Origin of the sequence: Mycolicibacterium phocaicum, assembly GCF_010731115.1 — a bacterium.
Classification (GTDB): Bacteria; Actinomycetota; Actinomycetes; order Mycobacteriales; family Mycobacteriaceae; genus Mycobacterium; species Mycobacterium phocaicum.
In genome coordinates, this window is sequence record NZ_AP022616.1 from 3,765,503 (window position 1) to 3,783,527 (window position 18,025).

At 68.9% G+C, this 18,025-nt stretch carries 15 protein-coding genes; 4 read left to right on the forward strand and 11 right to left on the reverse strand.

Going from position 1 to position 18,025, the window contains the following annotated elements; all coding sequences use genetic code 11:
* The first annotated feature begins 188 nt into the window (after positions 1-188).
* Positions 189-947 (forward strand): acetyltransferase, encoded by a 759-nt coding sequence (locus G6N46_RS18090; RefSeq protein WP_138247520.1) that lies wholly within the window; start codon positions 189-191, stop codon positions 945-947.
* 45 nt (positions 948-992) lie between these two features.
* Positions 993-1,934 carry a prolyl aminopeptidase gene (pip, locus tag G6N46_RS18095; RefSeq protein ID WP_138247534.1) on the forward strand — a complete coding sequence of 314 codons (942 nt, stop codon included), beginning with the start codon at positions 993-995 and terminating at the stop codon, positions 1,932-1,934.
* Between the two features lie 195 nt (positions 1,935-2,129).
* On the opposite strand, the gene G6N46_RS18100 is transcribed toward pip, so the two are convergent.
* Positions 2,130-2,468, reverse strand: a complete 339-nt coding sequence (locus G6N46_RS18100; RefSeq protein WP_138247519.1) for a MerR family transcriptional regulator — start codon at positions 2,466-2,468, stop codon at positions 2,130-2,132.
* Between the two features lie 54 nt (positions 2,469-2,522).
* Between G6N46_RS18100 and G6N46_RS18105 the strand changes: the two genes are divergently transcribed.
* Both G6N46_RS18105 and G6N46_RS18110 read left to right on the forward strand, forming a co-directional pair.
* The gene (locus G6N46_RS18105; protein WP_138247518.1) at positions 2,523-3,305 is read left to right on the forward strand and encodes an alpha/beta fold hydrolase; all 783 of its coding nucleotides are present in this window, start codon (positions 2,523-2,525) and stop codon (positions 3,303-3,305) included.
* Positions 3,306-3,325: 20 nt separating this feature from the next.
* Entirely contained in the window at positions 3,326-4,435 is a 1,110-nt protein-coding gene (locus G6N46_RS18110) for an MFS transporter (RefSeq protein WP_163692859.1), read from the forward strand.
* Positions 4,436-4,749: 314 nt separating this feature from the next.
* Here G6N46_RS18110 and G6N46_RS18115 read toward each other — a convergent pair whose 3' ends face one another.
* The 10 genes from G6N46_RS18115 to G6N46_RS18160 form a co-directional block, all read right to left on the reverse strand.
* Positions 4,750-6,297, reverse strand: coding sequence for an IS1182 family transposase (locus tag G6N46_RS18115; protein ID WP_138251208.1), 1,548 nt, complete (start codon positions 6,295-6,297; stop codon positions 4,750-4,752).
* A gap of 232 nt (positions 6,298-6,529) precedes the next feature.
* Positions 6,530-7,003: a shikimate kinase gene (locus G6N46_RS18120; protein WP_138251321.1), complete on the reverse strand. Its 474-nt coding sequence runs from the start codon at positions 7,001-7,003 to the stop codon at positions 6,530-6,532.
* A gap of 111 nt (positions 7,004-7,114) precedes the next feature.
* Complete coding sequence (locus G6N46_RS18125) at positions 7,115-8,308, reverse strand: N-acetylmuramoyl-L-alanine amidase (RefSeq protein ID WP_061006394.1); 1,194 nt, start codon at positions 8,306-8,308, stop codon at positions 7,115-7,117.
* 158 nt (positions 8,309-8,466) lie between these two features.
* A complete protein-coding gene (trxA, locus tag G6N46_RS18130; RefSeq protein WP_133428075.1) occupies positions 8,467-8,799 on the reverse strand; it encodes a thioredoxin in 333 nt (110 codons plus the stop codon).
* 40 nt (positions 8,800-8,839) lie between these two features.
* On the reverse strand, positions 8,840-9,778 hold the full coding sequence (gene trxB, locus G6N46_RS18135) for a thioredoxin-disulfide reductase (RefSeq protein WP_061006396.1): 939 nt from the start codon (positions 9,776-9,778) through the stop codon (positions 8,840-8,842).
* Between the two features lie 122 nt (positions 9,779-9,900).
* Complete coding sequence (locus G6N46_RS18140) at positions 9,901-10,665, reverse strand: RsmA family anti-sigma factor (RefSeq protein WP_138251320.1); 765 nt, start codon at positions 10,663-10,665, stop codon at positions 9,901-9,903.
* Between the two features lie 45 nt (positions 10,666-10,710).
* Positions 10,711-11,262: an RNA polymerase sigma factor SigM gene (gene sigM / locus G6N46_RS18145; protein ID WP_138251319.1), complete on the reverse strand. Its 552-nt coding sequence runs from the start codon at positions 11,260-11,262 to the stop codon at positions 10,711-10,713.
* A 96-nt stretch (positions 11,263-11,358) separates the two neighbouring features.
* Positions 11,359-14,736, reverse strand: coding sequence for a murein biosynthesis integral membrane protein MurJ (gene murJ / locus G6N46_RS18150; protein ID WP_179967690.1), 3,378 nt, complete (start codon positions 14,734-14,736; stop codon positions 11,359-11,361).
* Positions 14,733-17,135 carry a hypothetical protein gene (locus G6N46_RS18155; protein WP_234880831.1) on the reverse strand — a complete coding sequence of 801 codons (2,403 nt, stop codon included), beginning with the start codon at positions 17,133-17,135 and terminating at the stop codon, positions 14,733-14,735. The genes murJ and G6N46_RS18155 overlap by 4 nt, the downstream gene beginning before the upstream one ends.
* Positions 17,132-17,917, reverse strand: coding sequence for an NUDIX hydrolase (locus G6N46_RS18160; RefSeq protein ID WP_138251318.1), 786 nt, complete (start codon positions 17,915-17,917; stop codon positions 17,132-17,134). The genes G6N46_RS18155 and G6N46_RS18160 overlap by 4 nt, the downstream gene beginning before the upstream one ends.
* Positions 17,918-18,025: the final 108 nt, after the last annotated feature.

Below are 18,025 nucleotides of genomic sequence, written 5' to 3' on the forward strand. Positions count from 1 at the left end.
CTCGTTACGTCACTGTGACAGTGACGTCTGAGGACGTGCGGGACGGGGAGGGGAACCGCGATGTTTCACGTGGAACAGTTTGTTGTCCGGCCGCCGTCGATCCCGACTGAACAAATCGGGTCGACGGCGCCGGCGTCTTTTATCCTGGAAGGGCAGCCTGAGTCGGTCGGGCGGACGACGGGAGTCTGGTGACATCACGAATCACGCCGCTGCGCCTCGAATCATTCGAGCGGCTGCCGAAGCATGCGCGGCGTTGTGTGTTCTGGGAAGTCGATCCGTCGGCGCTCGGGGACAGCGACCATCTCAGTGACCCCGAGTTCGAGAAGGAAGCATGGCTGTCGATGGTCATGCTCGAATGGGGATCGTGCGGACAGCTCGCAGTGGCCTGCGACCCGGACCGCGCCGAGGACCCCAACGATGACGCGCCCTGTCTGGGCTATGCGTTCTACGCGCCGCCCCGCGCGGTACCCCGGGCGGGCCGCTTTCCCACCGGACCGGTCAGCCCCGACGCGGTCCTGCTGACCACGATCGGTGTCGACTGCAGTGACGACGGCGACGCGTTGTCGCGCCACCTGATCGCCGCCGTCGTCGCCGATCTGGTTCGTCGTGGTGTGCGCGCGCTGGAGGCGTTCGGTCGCACCAGCGAGGTCGCCCAACTCGGTGGCGCGCAGGCCTGCCCGGCGGAGCTGGCGGCGACCGTCGAGGCATTCGGAGAGTGCGCTGTGGAGCAGTGCGTGATCGAGGCCGACTTCCTTCAGGACAACGGCTTCGAGATCGTCGCGCCGCATCCGTACTTCCCACGGCTGCGACTGGAACTCGAACAGGGCCTCGGCTGGAAGGCGGACGTCGAAGCGGCGCTGGAGCGACTGCTGGAGAGCAGCGCGTTGCAGCAGCCTGTCGGTGCGGTATCCAGCCCCGTGCTGTGGACGCCGCACACCGGTCGATAGGGGAGCGGGCCTCCACGGTGAACACGCGTGGCTGACGTCCCGCCGATGCCCGGCGACTGCGGGCTGCTCGACGTCGGTGACGGCAACCGGATGTACTGGGAGACCCACGGCAACCCCGCGGGTGCGCCGGTCCTCATCGTTCACGGCGGCCCAGGCGCCGGTAGGTCCCGCCGCGCTCATAAGCAGTTCGAGCCCGAACTGTTCCGCATCGTGCTCTTCGATCAACGCGGATGCGGCGACAGCGTGCCCAGCGCCGCGGATCCGTCGACCGACATGTCGTGCAATACGACCGCGCATCTGCTCGCCGACATGGAAGCGCTTCGTCGTCATCTGGGGATCGATCGGTGGCTGCTGTACGGCGGCTCGTGGGCGTCGACGTTGATCCTCGCCTACGCGCAGCGGCATCCGGATCGCGTGACCGGGGTCGTGCTGATCGGCGTGACGATGACGCGGCCGCAGGAGGTGGACTGGTTGTACCGCGGTCTCCGGCTGGTGCGCCCCGCCGAGTGGCAGCGGTTCCGTGACGGCGTGCCCGAAGCGGATCGGGACGGGAATCTCGTCGAGGCCTATCGCCGGTTGATGGAGCATCCCGATCCCGCCGTGCGTGAGCAGGCGGCGCGGGACTGGTGTGCGTGGGAGGACGCCGCGATCGCCCACGAGACGTTGGGGAAGCCCGGCCAGTACTCGGCCAAGATCGACGCCGACCGTATGGCCTTCGTCCGGATCTGCACGCACTACTTCGCGCACACGGCGTGGTTGGAGGATGGCCAACTGCTGCGGGATGCGCATCGATTGGACGGCATACCCGGCGTGCTGATCCACGGTCGCCTCGACCTGTCAGCGCCCGTCCGGACGGCCTGGGAACTGGCTCAGGCATGGCCTGGCGCCGAGCTCAGAATCATCGAGGACTCAGGCCACACCGGTAGCCCGGCGATGGCGGCGGCGATCGCAGAAGCCGTCGAACGGTTAACTCCGCCGCGGAGCTGATGCGGCGGTTCCACGTGAAACATCGGCCAAGCCGACGGAAGTCAGCGGGGCCCGCAGCACCGAACACCCGTGCGTGAAGGCAGCCCGCACGTCCTCGACGCGAGCGACCTCCGCATCGCCCCAGTAGCGCGGTGCGGAGGTCGGGCAGGGGAGGAGAGCCGAATGCAGCACCCCGACGCATTCACACCGAGCGGCCTACTGGCCGTCCAGCAGTTGGACGATGCGTGCGCGGCGGAGATTCAGGTCGCCGATGCGGGTATCCATCTCGGCCAGTGTCTGCCTGATGGCGGCGGCGATGGCCGGGCACATGTCGACCGTGCTGCCGTCGATGCAGGGCAGTAACTGTCGAATGGTGCGTACGCCGAAACCGGTGTCGATCAGCATCCGGGTCCGGCGCACATCTTCCACGGTGTCGGCGGGGTAGTCGCGGTAACCGTTGGACCGGCGTTGCGGTGCAATGAGACCCTGAGCCTCGTAGTAGCGCAGCGACCTGACCGAACTGCCGGTTGCCGCCGCTTCTTCACCGATCCGCACGCGAGCTCCTCTTGGGTTGACCTTGACGCTGATGTCAGGGTTTAACTTCGCCGCATGCCCAACGATTCCCTGCTTTCCACGCTGACGGTCACCCGCGTCGGCTCCGGTCCCGCCCTGCTTCTCGCGCATGGAGCAGGGGGCTGCGTCGCGCTGAATTTCAGCCAACTCATGGACGAGATGGCCGGCGAGCGAACGTTGATCGGCGTGGACTATCCGGGTTCGGGAGGCAGTCCCTTGACCGCGAATTCCTACCGCGTCGACGATCTGGCTGACGCGATCGTTGACGCCGGGCGGGCGGCCGGCTTCGACCGATTCCCCATACTCGGGCTATCGCTGGGCTCCGCGGTTGCCATCACGGCGGCACTCCGTCATCCCGAGACCGTCAGCGCCTTGGTCCTGACTGTGGGCTTCGCACACGCCGATCCGCAGTTGCGGTTGGTTGTCGATGTCTGGCGCTATCTGGCCGCACACGACCGCGACATCCTGGCGCGGTTCCTGACAACAGTGTCGTCGCCGTCGGCGTTCGACGAGACCGGCAATCTCGACGACATCGTGGCCAACGTCCGTGCGAGCATTCCGGTCGGCAGTCCGCAGCAGGCTGCACTGGCCGCCGAAATCGACCTCCGTGACCGTCTCGCGGAGGTCGTGATCCCGACGTTGGTCGTGGCGGCGGGTGGGGACCGCATCGTGCAGCCGTCCTCCACTCGCGCTCTGGCAGCGGGCATTCCTGGCTCAGTCCTGATGGAATATCCAGACGCGGGTCACATCTTCACACCGGACGAGGGGCGGACATGGATCTCCGATATCCGGACGTTTCTGCTGGCGCACAACCTGTGACGGACGGGTGGCACTGGCGGGTGGCCGTACTGTCTGCCGCCGCCTTCGTCTACCTCGCCGCGGAGATGTTTCCGGTCGGCGTCGTCCCGCAGATCGCCGACGGACTGCACACGACAGTGCCCGCTGCTGGCCTGCTGGTGGGTGTGTACGCGGTGGCTGCTGGTGCGGCAATCATCCCGGTGGCTTTGGCGACCCGTCGCGTCGAGCATCGCGTCATGCTCACCGCCGCCTTGGCTTCGCTGTCGTTGTCGCAACTGCTGCTGGCCGTCGCTCCGACGCCCGGGTGGGCGGTCTTCGCCCGGGTCGTCGGCGCGGTTTTGCATGGTTCGGTGTGGTCCCTGGCGCCGGTGCTTGCCAGTGCCCTCGCACCGGCCGGCCGTGCGGGGCAGGCGACCGCGCTGGTGTTCGTCGGGGCAGCGCTGGGGTTGGCTGCGGGATCGCCGCTTACCACGCAGCTTTCCCTACTCATCGGGTGGAGAGCCGCGTCTCTGGTGCTGGCGGCGCTTGCCTTGATCTTGGCGGCGGCGATTGCGGTCCTGGTTCCCCGCCATATCGGTCGTACCATGGCGGCGCCGGCCGCCGGCCGATCCTGGGAGCCGCACACTGTCGCGGCGGTCTGCGTACTGACGCTGCTGGTGGTGACCGCCGCCTATGCGCCGTATTCTTTCATCACGGTGTTGGCCGGCGACATCGGGATCCCGGCGGCCGGCCGCCCGGTTCTGCTCCTGGGCTATGGCGGTGCCGCGCTGACTGCGGTCGTCGTCGCCGGACGATTGCTCGACCGACACCGCTACGCTGTCGTGGTCGCGGCCCTGACGGGTCTGTTGATTGCATTCGCGACGCTGAGCCTGACTGGCTCGCGGGGGTTGTTCGTCGCGGCAGTTCTGTTGTGGGGAGCGGCCTTTGCGTGTTGGGCGCCGGCGATGCAGACGATCCTCATCAAGCGTTGCCCCAACGCCGCATTCGCGTCCTATCTGTACGTGCTGGCGTTTCAAGTCGGGATCTTCTCCGGCGCCTGGGCGGGAGCGCAGCTCGTGGCCTCAGACGCGGTGGCATCGCTGACAGTGCTCGCGCTGATCGGTATCGGGTGCGCGTCACCGGTGGCGGTGTTGGCCCGACGGTGGTTGTGATCGGGAGAACCAATTCCGGTGAGCGATATCGGGGGATTTCCAAGTCGGAACACCCGCCAGTGGGGCCCGAATCACGATGACCCAGGACCAACCGGAACAAGCGTCACGTGACGCCATGCCGCACTTGCCCTTCAACCGCGGGGCAGCCCGGCTCTAGGAGTCTGCTGAATTAGTGGGGTTTGGGGCGGGGCGTCTCAAGCGCTCGGTGGCGCGTGGGTGAAGTCAGGCCCGGAGGTCGACAGATGCGAGATCACCCCGCCACCATCGACTGTGGCATCGGTTGCCTGGGGTGGCAAGAGGTTGGTCACCTGCTGTTAGGCGATGGCCCAGGTGGTGCCGTTGTGGCCAAGGCCCAGGGCGATCAGCCGTCGAAGATTCAATGCGGCGGCGCGGTGGTGCAGCCAGTGGTCGTTTTTGAGGGTTCCGCGGTAGCGGACTTTGCGGTTGCCGCGGGCCAGCCAGGCGATGGAGCGTTCCACCATGGGCCGGTGCCGGCGGTACTCGTCCTGCCAATCGGGGTCGTGGGCTTGGCGGCGGGCGGCACGCATCAGCGGTTCGTGCTCAGAGACGGTCAGCTGTCGTCCCCGTTTGGCCGTCGTGCACTTGGTCATCAAAGGGCAAGCGCCACAGTATTTTCCGAACTTCACACCACCACGAGGCGCGATACCGACAGTATGGCCGGCGGGGCAGGTCACCGTCCGCGCGGTGAAGTCGACGGCGAAGTCATCGATGGTGAACCCACCGGGCACCGCGGCACGCAACGGCAGCGGTTTGATCACCGCAACATGCTTGCGCTCGGCCAACTCTGCCCGGGCTGCGCCGGTGCCGTAGGCCGAATCACCGAGCACCCGCACCGGGGCATCCTCATCGGCAAGCAATCCCAGCCCGACGACCGCTTCGTGGTTATCGGGGCCGCTGGCTTTGGTCAGCGCGCAGTCGGTGATGATCCCGGTATCGGGTTCGATCGCGATGTGGGCCTTGAAACCGTCCTGGCGCCGATGCACCGTCTTATGAGCGTGCCGGGCCTCAGGATCCACCGTCGAGACGACCCGGTCCGGGGCGACCTTGTGGGCGATGCGCCAGTGCCCGTCGGTGCCATCAGAACCCTCAGCCGGTTCGACATCCTGGCCGGCGATCAACGCCAACAGCGCCACCGCTTCGGCGGCGCGTGGCCCCAGTTCCTGTTCGGGCAGATGCCCCAGAACCCGGTGGGCGTCGCCGACCAGGGCATCGATGAGCTGATCACGGGCAGCCTTGTCGTTCCAGGCGATCGCTGGTTTACCCGGATCATCGTAATTGTGTGCCGTGCACTGGGTTTCGATGACCTCGGCGGCGCCGGGGACCTCACGCCGGACTCGCCGGATCGCGGCGATCAGCTGGGTCACGGTGTCCTGGGTGGCCACCGCGTCGTCGAGGACCGTGGAATCGAGCGCCCGCCGGGTCTTGCCTGCCAACACCGCGGTCTGCGCGACCACGGTGCGCACGGCCTCGAAAATCCGGTTCGGTCGATCCGAGGCCGCCAGCCGGCGCCGCCAATAGGTCAAGGTGGTGGAGTGAAATGCCGGTGCGGTGACCGGCAGCCCGCACGCGGCTTTCCACCGCAGATCGAAGGTGACCGCATCCACGGTCTCGTTGTCCGAGAGCCCATGCAACGCCTGCAACACGATCACCGAGGCCATCACCTCGGCCGGCACACTGGGCCGGCCCCGCCGCGACGGAAACAGATCCGCGAACATCTCCTCGGGAAACAACTCGTGGCGATGGGCCGCCAGGAACGCAAACACACTGTCGGGCTTCAGAAGATGCCCGGCCACCGATTCGGCATCCAACAACTCACGCTGATCATCAGAGCGACCCTGCACCCACCAAGGATCCCAGATACCACCGACCAACCCGCCTTCCGCCACGCGGACTTTTCAGCAGACTCCTAGGGCGCCGCGGAGTCGATCCGGGACCCTTTGGGTGCCATCTGCTTCCTGGTCCACCAGGCGGGCCATGAGGCGTCAGTGGCGGCCCCACGGGACGCGATGGGGGATAAGGAGTTCGGCGCCGCGTGAGCCGAGGGAGGCGGGACGGCACGCGTGATGCATGGCATTACCGCGCCGCCTCGGCGATATCGATCAGGGCGTCGATCACCTTCGGCAGTGGCCGGGTCGTGTCGATCTCGTGGGTGGCCGACCGCCGCAACAGGGGTTCGACCTCGGCGATGTCGGCCAGGATCCGGGCGCGCTCGTCGACACTCTTGCCGAAGGGGTTGTTCGTGCGGCGCTGCACCCTGTCCAACACGACATCGGTTGGGGCGGTGAGGAGTACGACCGCGTCGAAGCGGTTGTAGAAGCGCCACTGGTTGGCCACGGTGCCCTGGACGAACAACGGCCCGTCGCGTCGGCGGTTCAGCAGCTCGTCGATCAGGGACTCACGCCAGAGCGGCTCGCCGTCGACGACGTCGATCCACGCACCGTCGTCGGTGTCGACGGTGGCATAACCCCGCTGGGCAAGGCCGACGAGTGCCGTCGACTTACCGACCCCGGACATGCCCGTCACGAGGACCGCGGCGTGGCGACTCATACCGACTGATTCAACCAGCCTTCACCCGGCGGCGCCGCGAACGTGCAAACAGCGCGCTGCACAACGGATTTGGGCGATCTCACCGCACACTCGCGGCGGGGACGAGTGAAACTACGCGCCGGCCTGGCCGGCCTGCTCCACCGACATCTCGTGCGCCAGCAGCTCGGCGAACGTGAAAGTGCCTGTGGGACGGTCGTTCTTGCCCAACAGGTACAGCCGCTTCACGGCAGCGAGGATGCCTTCGGCGATGGAGTCGCGGTGGCCGGGAGAGGTCAGCAGCTCACGGTCGTGTGGGCTGCTCACATAGCCGATGTCGACCTGCACCGTGGGCATCCGGGTCAGCCGCAGCAGATCCCAGGTCCGTCCGTGGGTCCGGCAGTCGCGGAAACCGCTGCGCGCCACGACTTCCCGCTGGATGAAGTCGGCGAGGTTGCGGCCGATGGTGGACACCGAACCGTGCGAGTTACCGAAGTAGAACGAGGCGACGCCGTTGGCGGCCGGGCTGGGCAGGCTGGCGCACCGGAGGCTGATCATCAGATCGGCACCGACGGCGTTGGCCGTCGCGGCCCGCTCGGCGTCGGACGGGCTGCCGCTGACGGGGCGCGACAGGAACGTGTCCATGCCGATGGCCGTCATGCGGCCTTCCAGCCGGCTGGCCAGATCCCACAGGACGTCGGCCTCACTGACCGGGCCGGAGCGGCTGGTCATGATGAGCCCGCGATCGTCACCGCCGCGGCCCGGATCGATGATGATCCGCTTTCCGGTCAGGCGGGGGCCGCTGCGCCGCACGAGTTCCTCTTCGCGGATGGCGTGCGGCGAACCGCCCGTCACCCGCGAACCGAGGAAGTACAGCGAGCGCAACGTCTCCGGACCGCAGATGCCGTCGGGGAACATGCCGTACTCACGCTGGTACGACATCAGGCCGTTGTGGGTCTGCAAGCCGAAATGACCATCGACGAGACCGGTGTAGAAACCGAGATCCTGCAGCCGGGCCTGCAGGGTGGCGACGTCGTCGCCGTACATCGGGGCACCGAACTGGTGCGAGAGCGTGCGCGCCCCCAGCCGGTACGAGGCCTCTTTCAGCGCGCGGTACGTGGCTTCGCCGACCATGCCGTCGACGAGCAGCCCACGCTGCTGCTGGAAGGCACGCACGGCCTGATCGAGTTCTTCGTCGAAGAGGTCGAGAGCGACGTGCTTGCCGGTGGTGAGATCCGCGTCGGGACTGTCCAGCAGTCCCAGGGCGGCCAGTGCGGCCCGAATCTCGGTGACCGAACCTCCCCGGTCACCGCGACGCAGTATCGACATTCCTGGCCTTTCAATCACGGACGCCAGGCGGGCGGACAGCTAGCGCACTGGCGGGACGCCTGCACCCATTGTCGCAGACGCTCCTCAGGATTCCGCAACTTCACAGGCAGCAGCGGTGCGCCCCGCCGAATCCGGCGGGTGCGCAGCCGCTGCCGCGATCAGAGTTCGTCGGCGATTTCGCGCAGCAGGGCGGCCTTGCCCTTGGCCCCGACGATGCGCTTCACCGGCTCGCCGTCCTTGAACAGGATCAGGGTCGGGATCGAGACGACGTTGAAGCTGCGGGCCGTCTCGGGGTTGGCGTCGACGTCGAGCTTGGCGACCGTCAGCTCGCCCGCCTTCTCGCCGGCCAGTTCCTCGAGCACCGGGGCGATCATCTTGCACGGTCCGCACCAGGTCGCCCAGAAGTCGACCAGCACCGGGGTGCCGCTCTTGATGACGTCGGTGTCGAACGAACCGTCGGTGACGGTCAGCGTTGCGCTGCCCTCGCTCATGTACTGCTCCTCTCGGGTGAACTCTGTGGGGGAAGGACGATCAGCCGTGGTGCTCGGCCAGCCAGCGTTCGGCGTCGATGGCCGCCGCGCAGCCGCTGCCGGCCGCGGTGATGGCCTGCCGGTAGGTGTGGTCGACCAGATCGCCGGCGGCGAACACGCCGTCCAGCGACGTGCTGGTGGTGCGCCCCTTGACCTGTACGTAGCCCTCGTCATCGAGATCGACGAGGTCGCGCACCAGCCCCGACCGCGGGTCGTGGCCGATGGCGACGAACACGCCGGTGACCGGAAGCTTGCTCTCCTCGCCGGTGGCGGTGTTGCGCAGCAGCAGCCCGCTGACCTTCGAATCGCCCTCCACCGCAACAACTTCGGTATTGGTGACGAAGGTGATCTTCTCGTTGGCCTGGGCGCGCTCGAGCATGATCCGCGAGGCGCGGAACTCGTCGCGGCGGTGGATCAGGGTCACCGAGCGGGCGAAGCGCGTCAGGAACGTCGCCTCCTCCATGGCGGAGTCGCCGCCGCCGATGACGGCGATGTCCTGGTCGCGGAAGAAGAAACCGTCACACGTGGCACACGTGCTCACGCCCTGCCCGATCAGCTCCTGCTCACCCGGCACACCGAGGTGACGGGCAGCCGCGCCCATGGCGAGGATGACGGCGCGGGCCTGGTGGGTCTCACCGTCGACCGTCACGGTCTTGATGGGGCCGTCGAGGGAAACCGCCTCGACGTCCTCCATGCGCAGGTCGGCGCCGAACCGCAGCGCCTGCTCGCGCATCTCCTCCATGAGCTCGGGGCCGGTGATGCCCTCCTTGAAGCCCGGGTAGTTCTCCACCTCGGTGGTGGTCATCAAAGCGCCGCCGAACTGGACACCCTCGAAAACCAGCGGCTTGAGCTGGGCACGAGCCGTGTACACCGCAGCGGTGTAGCCGGCCGGCCCCGAGCCGATGATGATCACGTCGTGCACGGTGTCTTGGGTGGTCATGGCCGCCTTTCATCTGGCTCTGGTCAGGCTCATACCTGGTTGGCCTGCTGCCAGAGTCGGTACGCCTATAACACCAGGGTAAGTGCCGGTGTTCCCGGCCGTTTGGCGGGCTCCGGGGGCGCTCAGCGGCCCGGTTGTGTCGGTGGCCCCGCAGCATCGGGGATGACGGCGTCGGCGATCAGGCCGGCGTCGGCCTCGTTGCAGCGGGGAGACACCACCAGGGCCATCACGGCGCCGCCATCGGCCTTCGGGAGCAGCAGGAGCACCTGGGCGCGGTCGTGCATGGTCAGGGTGGCGGCGCCGAGGACAGCCGTCGTGGGGGCGTAACCGAGGCCCGCCAGGCAGGAGCGCAGGCGCTCCGGTGCGGCGAGCGTCCCCAGCTCGGGTGGCCGGGTGCGCAGGCCCAGGATCTGCCGGTCGGGCCAGGGCATCCCGGCCTGACGCTGCACCGTCAGTGACGCTGCCTTGGGGCCGGCCGAGATACGGGCCGGTTCGTCGGATCCGCTCAACACCACGACGGCGCCGATGCCGACCGCGATCACACCCGTCGCGGCGGCGGCGACAACAGCGGGACGTGCGCTCCGCGCACCGTGGCCGGCCGAGCGACCGGGGACGACGGTGTGCCGTGCCGGCGGGGGAGCGGCGTTGCGCAGGGCGGACCCGATGCGCGCGGTGGCTTCCGGGGGCAGGTCACTCGCGGTGGTGTCGTCGGCCAGGTCGTGCAGATCGCGACGCACCTGTTCGAGCTCGGCGTAGCGACGGGCGAGTGCCGGATCGTCGCGGATGCGCCGGCGCAACCGGGCGGCCGTGGCGTCGTCGAGCAGCCCGGCCTGCAGGTCGGCGAGCTGCTCGAGGGAGACGGACTGATCGGCCTGGTCGTCGTCCACCTGCCGAAGCCTAATCCGGCTGGCGTCGGATGCGGTTCGGCCGTGTCAGTCGGCGAGATGTGCCAGTGACTGAGCGAGTTTCGCGCGGGCCCGTGAGCAGCGGCTCTTGACGGTGCCTTCGGCGATACCCAGCATCGCGGCGGTCTCGGCGACCGAGTAGCCCTGCATGTCGACGGCGACCACCGCCGCCCGCTGTTCGACCGGCAGCCGCAGCAGTGCCCGTTCGATGACGATGGTCGTCTCGATGCGCCGCGCGGGGTCCGCGGTCTGGCAGGTGGCGTCGCTGAGCTCTTCGGTGCGGTGAAACTTGTTGTGGCGCAGCCGATCCAGGCAGGAGTTCACCACGATGCGGCAGAGCCAGCTGTGGACCGAACTGTCGTGCCGGAACCGCGGCGCGTGGCGGTGGGCTTTGAACAGCGCGTCCTGCAGGGCATCCAGGGCGTCCTGCGGATCGTGACTCGTCAGGCGGGCCAGCCGGTACAGCTGGTGGCGGTGCCGATAGAACAACTCCTCGAACGCGTACCGCTCACCGGCGATGTGTGCCGCGAGCAATTCTGCGTCTGATGCGTCCGTCTGTGGCGCCCCGAAACTCCCCACTTCCGAACCATAAGTCGGGTCTCGGAACACACCTGACGCGAATTGACCGGAATCACCCTGACCTGCACAGATGGCAGGTCAGGGCCTGTGGATAACTTAGCCGGCGGCCTTGACGACCACGTTGGAGATGTCGGTCTTGCTCTTGCCGTCGACGGTCCCCAGCGTGGAGATCCAGATCAGCAGATGCTGTGTCGGCTGCGCGCCCGAGATCGTGATGGTGTTGGTCCCGGGCTTCATGGTCGCCGGCTGCGTCAGGACGGTCGTGGCGTCCAAGGAGGACGGGGTGGCCGTCTGGGCCGACCGGATCTGGACCGCGGTGCCGGTGCTGGTCAGGTTCAGGCTGACCGACGCGACGGTAGTCGCCTGGGGCAGGTTCAGCATGAGGCCGACGCCGTTCTTGAAGCTGGGGAACGGGGCCGGATCGGTGTAGACGTCGGTGGACCAGGCGTCGCCGGCGGCGCCGGTGATGGCCTTGCCCGCGGTCTCCGGCGAGTCGGCGCCGCCGCCGGGCGAGAACACCGTAACACCAACGGGTTTCACCACATTGCCGGGCGTCGGGGCGCCGCTGGAGGTCGGATGCTGACTGTTGAGGCCGAGTTGCTGCTTGTCCAGGCCGCCGCCGACGTCGCCGAAGATGCCCTTGAGCACCGACGCCAGCACCAGCAGGGCCACCACCAGAATCGCGCCGCCGACGCCCACCCCGATCATCAGGGCCCGGCGCCGCTTGGCGGCGGCTTCGATGGCTTCGGCATCGGCTTCGTCGAGGACCGCCGAGCCGTCGATGGGCTCCAGCAGTTCGGTGGTCTCGGCGACGGTGGTCGCTTGCTGAAGCAGGTTCAACAGCGTTGGGGCCGAACGGATTCCGCCACCGTCCTGGACGGCGCGCGCCGCCGCGGCGGAGATCTGGAACGGGATGGTGCCGTCGATCGAGCGCGGTTCGACGGGCTGGCCGGCGCTGTTCTGCGTCGCGGGCAGCATGCCGCTGAGGGCACCGGCCTCGGGCAGCGGCCACCGGTTGATCAGCAGCGCGTACAAGGTGGCGCCGATGCCGCGGATGTCGTCCTCGGGCGTGGCCGACGGCAGCGTGCCGGGGAAGGCGAGTACTACGTCGCCCTCGATGCTGACCCGGATCCGGCCCGGATGGTCGACAGACAGTGCGACGCCGGCCCGGTGCGCGGACTCGGCCGTCGACGCCAGGGACTGGATGGCGCGGGCCCCGCCCATCGGGGACGGATCGGTGGCCGCGACTTCGGCGAGCGAGCCGCCGCGGATCCATTCGCTGACCACCAGGCCACCATGGCCCAGCCGGGTGACGTCCAGGATCCGGGCCAGCCCGGGTCCTTCGATATGGCTCAGTTTGCTTGTCCGGGTGAGGATTTCCTGGACCATCGACTCGGGCAGCTCGGCATCGGCGTCGACGAACGTCAGCGCCACCTGGCGATCGAGCGCGATGTCGAGTGCGTGCCAGAACTGCAGATCGGGTGGTCCGCCGTGGAAGACGAGCAGCCGGTACCGGCCGTCGGCGACGACCGCGCCGGCCCGCAAAGCGACATCGTCGCCGCCTGAGGTATCCGGCGTGGGGGCGGATCCCTGGTCCGCGGGTGCGTCGGTCACCGCAAATCCTTTCCGAAGCCCGCCCGTGGTACCACCTTTCGGGTTTGCCCCTGGGGTGGCGGCCGCATCCTGCCGCCGTGGTACCGGAGGTGAATTGCCGTGTCCAGGGTACGGGAACCCGGCTCTCGCGGAGTCCGGTACAGCAGAGCTGACCTGGACTGCCGGGGTCGGCGCGGGGGTACCGCGGCCCAGTCGGCGCTGTACGAATGCGATGCCTGCCTGGGCCTCCGGCACCTTGGCGGCGACCAGCACCGCCACGATCACCGGCAGCATGATCAGGCCGAGCAAAACCAGCCGCAGCAACGATCCGCCCGCGCCGCCGTGCTCGGTCAGCCGGGCGAAGCCCAGCAGCTTGTCGGCCAGGTAGGCGAGCAGGCCGGCGCCGAGCGAGGCGCAGATGGTCACCAGGATGGTCCGGATCACCGGCAGCTCGATCATCCGGCCGCCCGGCGGCCGCAGCGCCGACCGCAGCAGCACGTAGCCGACGGTCGCGCCGGCCAGGAAGCCCAGCCCGTTGGCCAGGCCCAGGTAGCCGGCCACGAGTTCGCGATCGTCGGTCAGGTGGGGGACGATCAGCGAGCCGACGATCTTCACCACGGTGATCACGACGATCAGGACGATCGGGATCCACGGCTGTTCGCGCGCGTAGAACACCCGAAGTTCCAGCAGCACCATGGAATACGGGATCAGGGTGAACGCCGACAGGGTGATGGCCATGCCGAGGTAGCCGGCGTCGGTGGCCCCGAAGTTGCCGTACGCGAACAGGGCGCTGCCGATCGCGGGGCCGCCGACGGTCATGAAGGCGACGATCGGGATGAGCGTCACCATGGTCAGCCGGGTGGCCAGCGAGAAGTCGGCGAGCACCGCGGGGGTGTCGTTCGCGGCGGCGTTGCGGGACAGCCGCGGCATCACGACGGTCAGCACCGTCACGCCGATGATGCCGAACGGCAACTGCAGCAGCAGCCAGGCGTAGTTGTAGATCGCGGGGCCGGATGCGGCTGCGTGGCTGGCGATCTCGTTGCCGACGATCAGTCCGATCTGGCTGATCAGGACGTACAGCATCATGGCCACGGCCATGGTCCCGAACTTCTTGAGCCGCTCGTCGATGCCCCACAGTGGCCGGAGGTCGACGTGGTGCCGGTGCAGGGCGTACAGCAGCACCCCGGCCTGGGCCACGACGCCGAGGGTCGTGCCGATGCCGAGCACCAGCAGTTTGGCGTTGCCCATCTCGACGGGATCGATCGAGAGTTCGCCCGGGACAAGCACATACACACCGAGCGTGATGATCGCGACCACGTTGTTGATCACCGGCGCCCAGGCCGGCGGCCCGAAGACGTTGCGGTTGTTCAGGATTGCCATGTAGACCGAGGTCAACCCGTAGAAGATGATCTGTGGCAGAAGCAGATACGCGAAGGCCCTGGTGAGCGGCTGGTTCACCTGCGGGTCGCTGCCGAGCATCAGGCGCACCAGCAGCGGTGCCGCCGCGACCGACAACACCGTCGTCACCAGCAGCAGTGCGGTGGCCAAGGTGACCAGGCGCCGCACGAACGCGGTGCCACCGTCGGCGTCGTCGCGCTCGGCGCGCGCCAGCACCGGCACGAAGATCGCGGTGAACGTCGCCTCCAGCACCAGCGCGGCCACCATGTTCGGCAGCTGGTTGGCGACCGTGAACGAACTCGACAGCGCCGCACCGAGAATCGCGGCGAGCAGCACGATGCGTAGGAAGCCGGTGATGCGGCTGACGAGGGTGGCGACGGCCATGCCCCAGGACCGGGAGACGACGGCGGCGTCGGACAGTTCGGCGCGCCGGGGAGACGTGGCGGCGGGGGCCTCGCCACGGGGGGTTCGCGGCGCGCTCATGAGTCCTCCGGGGCGTGGGCGATGGCGGTGTCGAGCGGATCGGGCCGGATGGGCCGGGTGTGGTGCGGGCGGTCCAGATCGGCACGGTCGGGCTGACCGCGGAACCGGTGCCACAGCCGTCGGCCGGCCAGCAGGAACAGGACCGCGCCGGCGGACAGCGTGATGAAGAACAGCACCTTGCCGTACGCGTTGGAGTGCACCGACAACCGCACCGGTTCCCCGAGCGTCAGCCCGTTGGCGGTGCGCAGGGCGACATCGACCGCGACGCGCTGGGTGAAGTGCACCTCGATCGGCACCCGCAGCGGTAGGTAACCCGGCGGCAGTTCGATCTCACCCATGTCGGTCACGGTCATGCCGGGTGGCGCGTCGATGACCAGCCGCACCCGGATCGGCACGGGCAGGTCGTTGCGCAGGGCCAGGGGGAGGGGACTGCGCTCGGTGGCCAGCGTGTACGAACCGCCGGGGTTGACGACGGTCACGCCGTGGAACAGGTCGGTCATGGTGCGCTGCGTGGTGGTGATGCGCTGTTGGGCCAGGGCCTCGCGGACACTCGGCGGCACCGACTGGGTCAGCGCCCGCAGCATGTCCTCCCGCAGCGGCGCCGTGTACTGATCGCCGGTCAGTCCCGTCTGGGTGTTGACGGTCAGGGCGGCGGTCAGGCCCCAGATGCGCTCCATGGTGGTCGAGATCTGACTGGTGATGCCGTCGCCGTAGCGGGCCTTGGGGTTGCCGGTGCCGTTGTCCGGCGGGGTGGCCGACGGCGTCGGCGGCAGTGCCTGCGCGTCGGCGATCACCGCGGGCATCGGGCGGGCGACGGCCAGCCCGGAATGTACGGCCGTGGCCACCGACGTCAGGATCGCCTGGGCATCGTCGGGTGTCACGTCCCACGCCAGCGGCGGCATCAGGATCTGGTTGCGCGGTTGTGCGTCGGGTTGCAGGCCACGCCACAGCACCGAGGCGATGGCGTCCTGTCGGCGTGCCACCGGGGAGTCGTGGTTGAGCGGCACATGCAGCGAGGTGTCCAGGTACCCGGGCGAGATCGGGGTCCGGCCGGCGCCGGCCAGGGCCGCGGCGACGCATGGGTCGAACGGCGCCACGGTGACCTTGTCGCTGTAGCGGCGGGGCGCGGTGTCGGCGGGATTCGCGGCCTCGTCGGCGGTGATGGGGGCGGCCGCGATAGCGACGGTCGGTTCGGGCTGCGCGGACAGCAGCCGCACCGCCGGGCCGGTGAGCGGCCCGTCACCCACGACGGTGGCGCCGCGCAGGGACTGGACGCCGAGCAGTTGGTTGACGATCGGTCCCGCGTCGGTGGTCGCGGTGGCGCTCAGCACGCCGTCGCCGACGCGTTGCAGCGCCCGCAGGTCGGCCTGGGCGTACACGGTCGGGGTGACGCACACCCGCTGGGCCAGCTCGCGCAGCCGGTTCAGCCATTCGGTCGCGGCCTGCTGTCCGGTGCCGGGGTGGGTGGGCGAGTTCAGACCGGCCGCCGGGTCGTCGGACACGACGTAGCCGCCGCTCATCGCGTTGACGGTGATCAGCAGGTCGGGGTCGACGGCCAGACACATCGCGCCGCGCATGAGGCCGCCGGGATCCACCTGGTCGTTGGTGGCGAAGTCCGCCGCGGCCAGCAGGGTGTCCAGGCGGCCGCCGTTGGCCAGGGAGGCCGCGAGATCGTCGTCGGCGAGGCGTGCCGGTTCGGTGCGTCCGGGGACGCCGGCCGCCAGGTGTGGACGGTCGGCCAGTGGCCACAGCAGCGTCAGCGCGACGGGGTGCGCCGTGTCGGGTGGCACGACGGCGTCGATCGGCTGCTGACCACCGCTGCCGCCGGCGGTGGCCGGGGTGGCGGGCACGCCGAGTACCGGCAGCAGGAAGCGGGCGTCGTCCAGCCGCGCGGCCGACCCGTAGTCGGGCGTCCCGTTGACGTTGACCAGCAGGGGGTACACGCCCGGACGGTCGATGCCGATGGCGGGATGGTCGGTCGAGCGCACCGGGTACGCGAGCCGGAACGGCACGCTCTGCCCGCGCGCGAGGTCCTGCGACACCGTGGTGAAGTCGCCGACGGCCGAGAAGTCCACAGGTTCGCCGGCCAGGGTCGTCCGCAGCGCGGACGACGACGTCACCGCGGCCGCATGCTCGAGCCGCACCATGACGTCGTGCACCGGCCGGTCACCGACATTGGTGACGGTGCCGGTGACGGTCACCACCGGCTCACTGGTGGTGGTGACGACGTCGGGGGTGACGTGGTCGATGCGCAGCTGCAGGAACGTCGTCCCGCCGGGTTCCCCGGCCGACGAAAGTGGCGTCACCGGGGCGGTGAGCAGTAGCAGCAGGACGGTGACAGCGAGGACGCGCAGGAGTGCTGTCGTGGCCGGCCCCGACAGCACTCGGCTGACGCTCACGTCCCGGGTCCGCAGCCGTTCGCGCGGCGGCCGGGCTGGGTATGGGCGGAGTCGTCGGTGCGATGGTTCCGCGTACGGGAATGGGTCTGTGGCCGGCGGCGCGGCGCGGTGCGCGGCAGCGGCGGCAGGGCGCCCGGACCATCGGTGTGCAGTTTGTCGATGAGTTCGCCGGCCACCTCGGCGAGCTTGCGCTCGTCGGCGTAGGCGAGGCGGGACGGCAGCTCCCGCAGCGGCACCCACGCCACTTCGGTGACCTCGACGTCGTCGTCGGAGAGTTCGCCGCCCAGGAATCGCATCAGGTAATGGTGCACTGTCTTGTGCACGCGCCGGCCCTCGGTCACGAACCAGTAGTCGATGCTGCCGAGCGCGGCCAGCACACTGCCCTGCAGTCCCGTCTCCTCGGCGACCTCACGGATGGCGGTCTGTTCGGCCGTCTCGCCGAGTTCGATGTGCCCCTTGGGCAGTGACCACAGCATGCGGCCGCGGCGGTCGATGCGGCCGATGAGCGCGGCCTTCTGGGTGTCTTTGGGGCCGTCGAGCCCGTCGATCACCAGCCCGCCGGCCGAGGTCTCGTGGACGGTGCGCAGCCGGTCGTTGTTCGACTTGCGGGCAGCCGGGGTGGTGGTAGCGGCGGCCGGAGCCGCTTGAGTGGTGTTGTTGCGCGGGGGCGCCGCCGAATCGGTGTCGGTGGCCTGGGTGCTGTCGCTGGGCGGACCTGCCGAGCGTCGACCGCGACGTCGCCCGCGGCGTCGTCGTGGTTTGGCACGCTCGCCTTCCGACACCCAAGCGATAGTAGCTGCTCAGGTTGGGCGCTCTGTCCCCACTCGCCGGTCAGTGGCCCAGTTGTGACCGTGCCGCGATGGTCGGTACCAAACCGCGGGGTGGGCGCA

What these genes read in the sequence shown, in the direction of transcription:
- pip (WP_138247534.1), top strand. Translation starts at nt 993, where the DNA reads ATGCCCGGCGACTGCGGGCTGCTCGACGTCGGTGACGGCAACCGGATG.
- G6N46_RS18105 (WP_138247518.1), top strand. Translation starts at nt 2,523, where the DNA reads ATGCCCAACGATTCCCTGCTTTCCACGCTGACGGTCACCCGCGTCGGC.
- G6N46_RS18120 (WP_138251321.1), bottom strand. Translation starts at nt 7,003, where the DNA reads ATGAGTCGCCACGCCGCGGTCCTCGTGACGGGCATGTCCGGGGTCGGT.
- G6N46_RS18125 (WP_061006394.1), bottom strand. Translation starts at nt 8,308, where the DNA reads ATGTCGATACTGCGTCGCGGTGACCGGGGAGGTTCGGTCACCGAGATT.
- trxA (WP_133428075.1), bottom strand. Translation starts at nt 8,799, where the DNA reads ATGAGCGAGGGCAGCGCAACGCTGACCGTCACCGACGGTTCGTTCGAC.
- trxB (WP_061006396.1), bottom strand. Translation starts at nt 9,778, where the DNA reads ATGACCACCCAAGACACCGTGCACGACGTGATCATCATCGGCTCGGGG.
- murJ (WP_179967690.1), bottom strand. Translation starts at nt 14,736, where the DNA reads ATGAGCGCGCCGCGAACCCCCCGTGGCGAGGCCCCCGCCGCCACGTCT.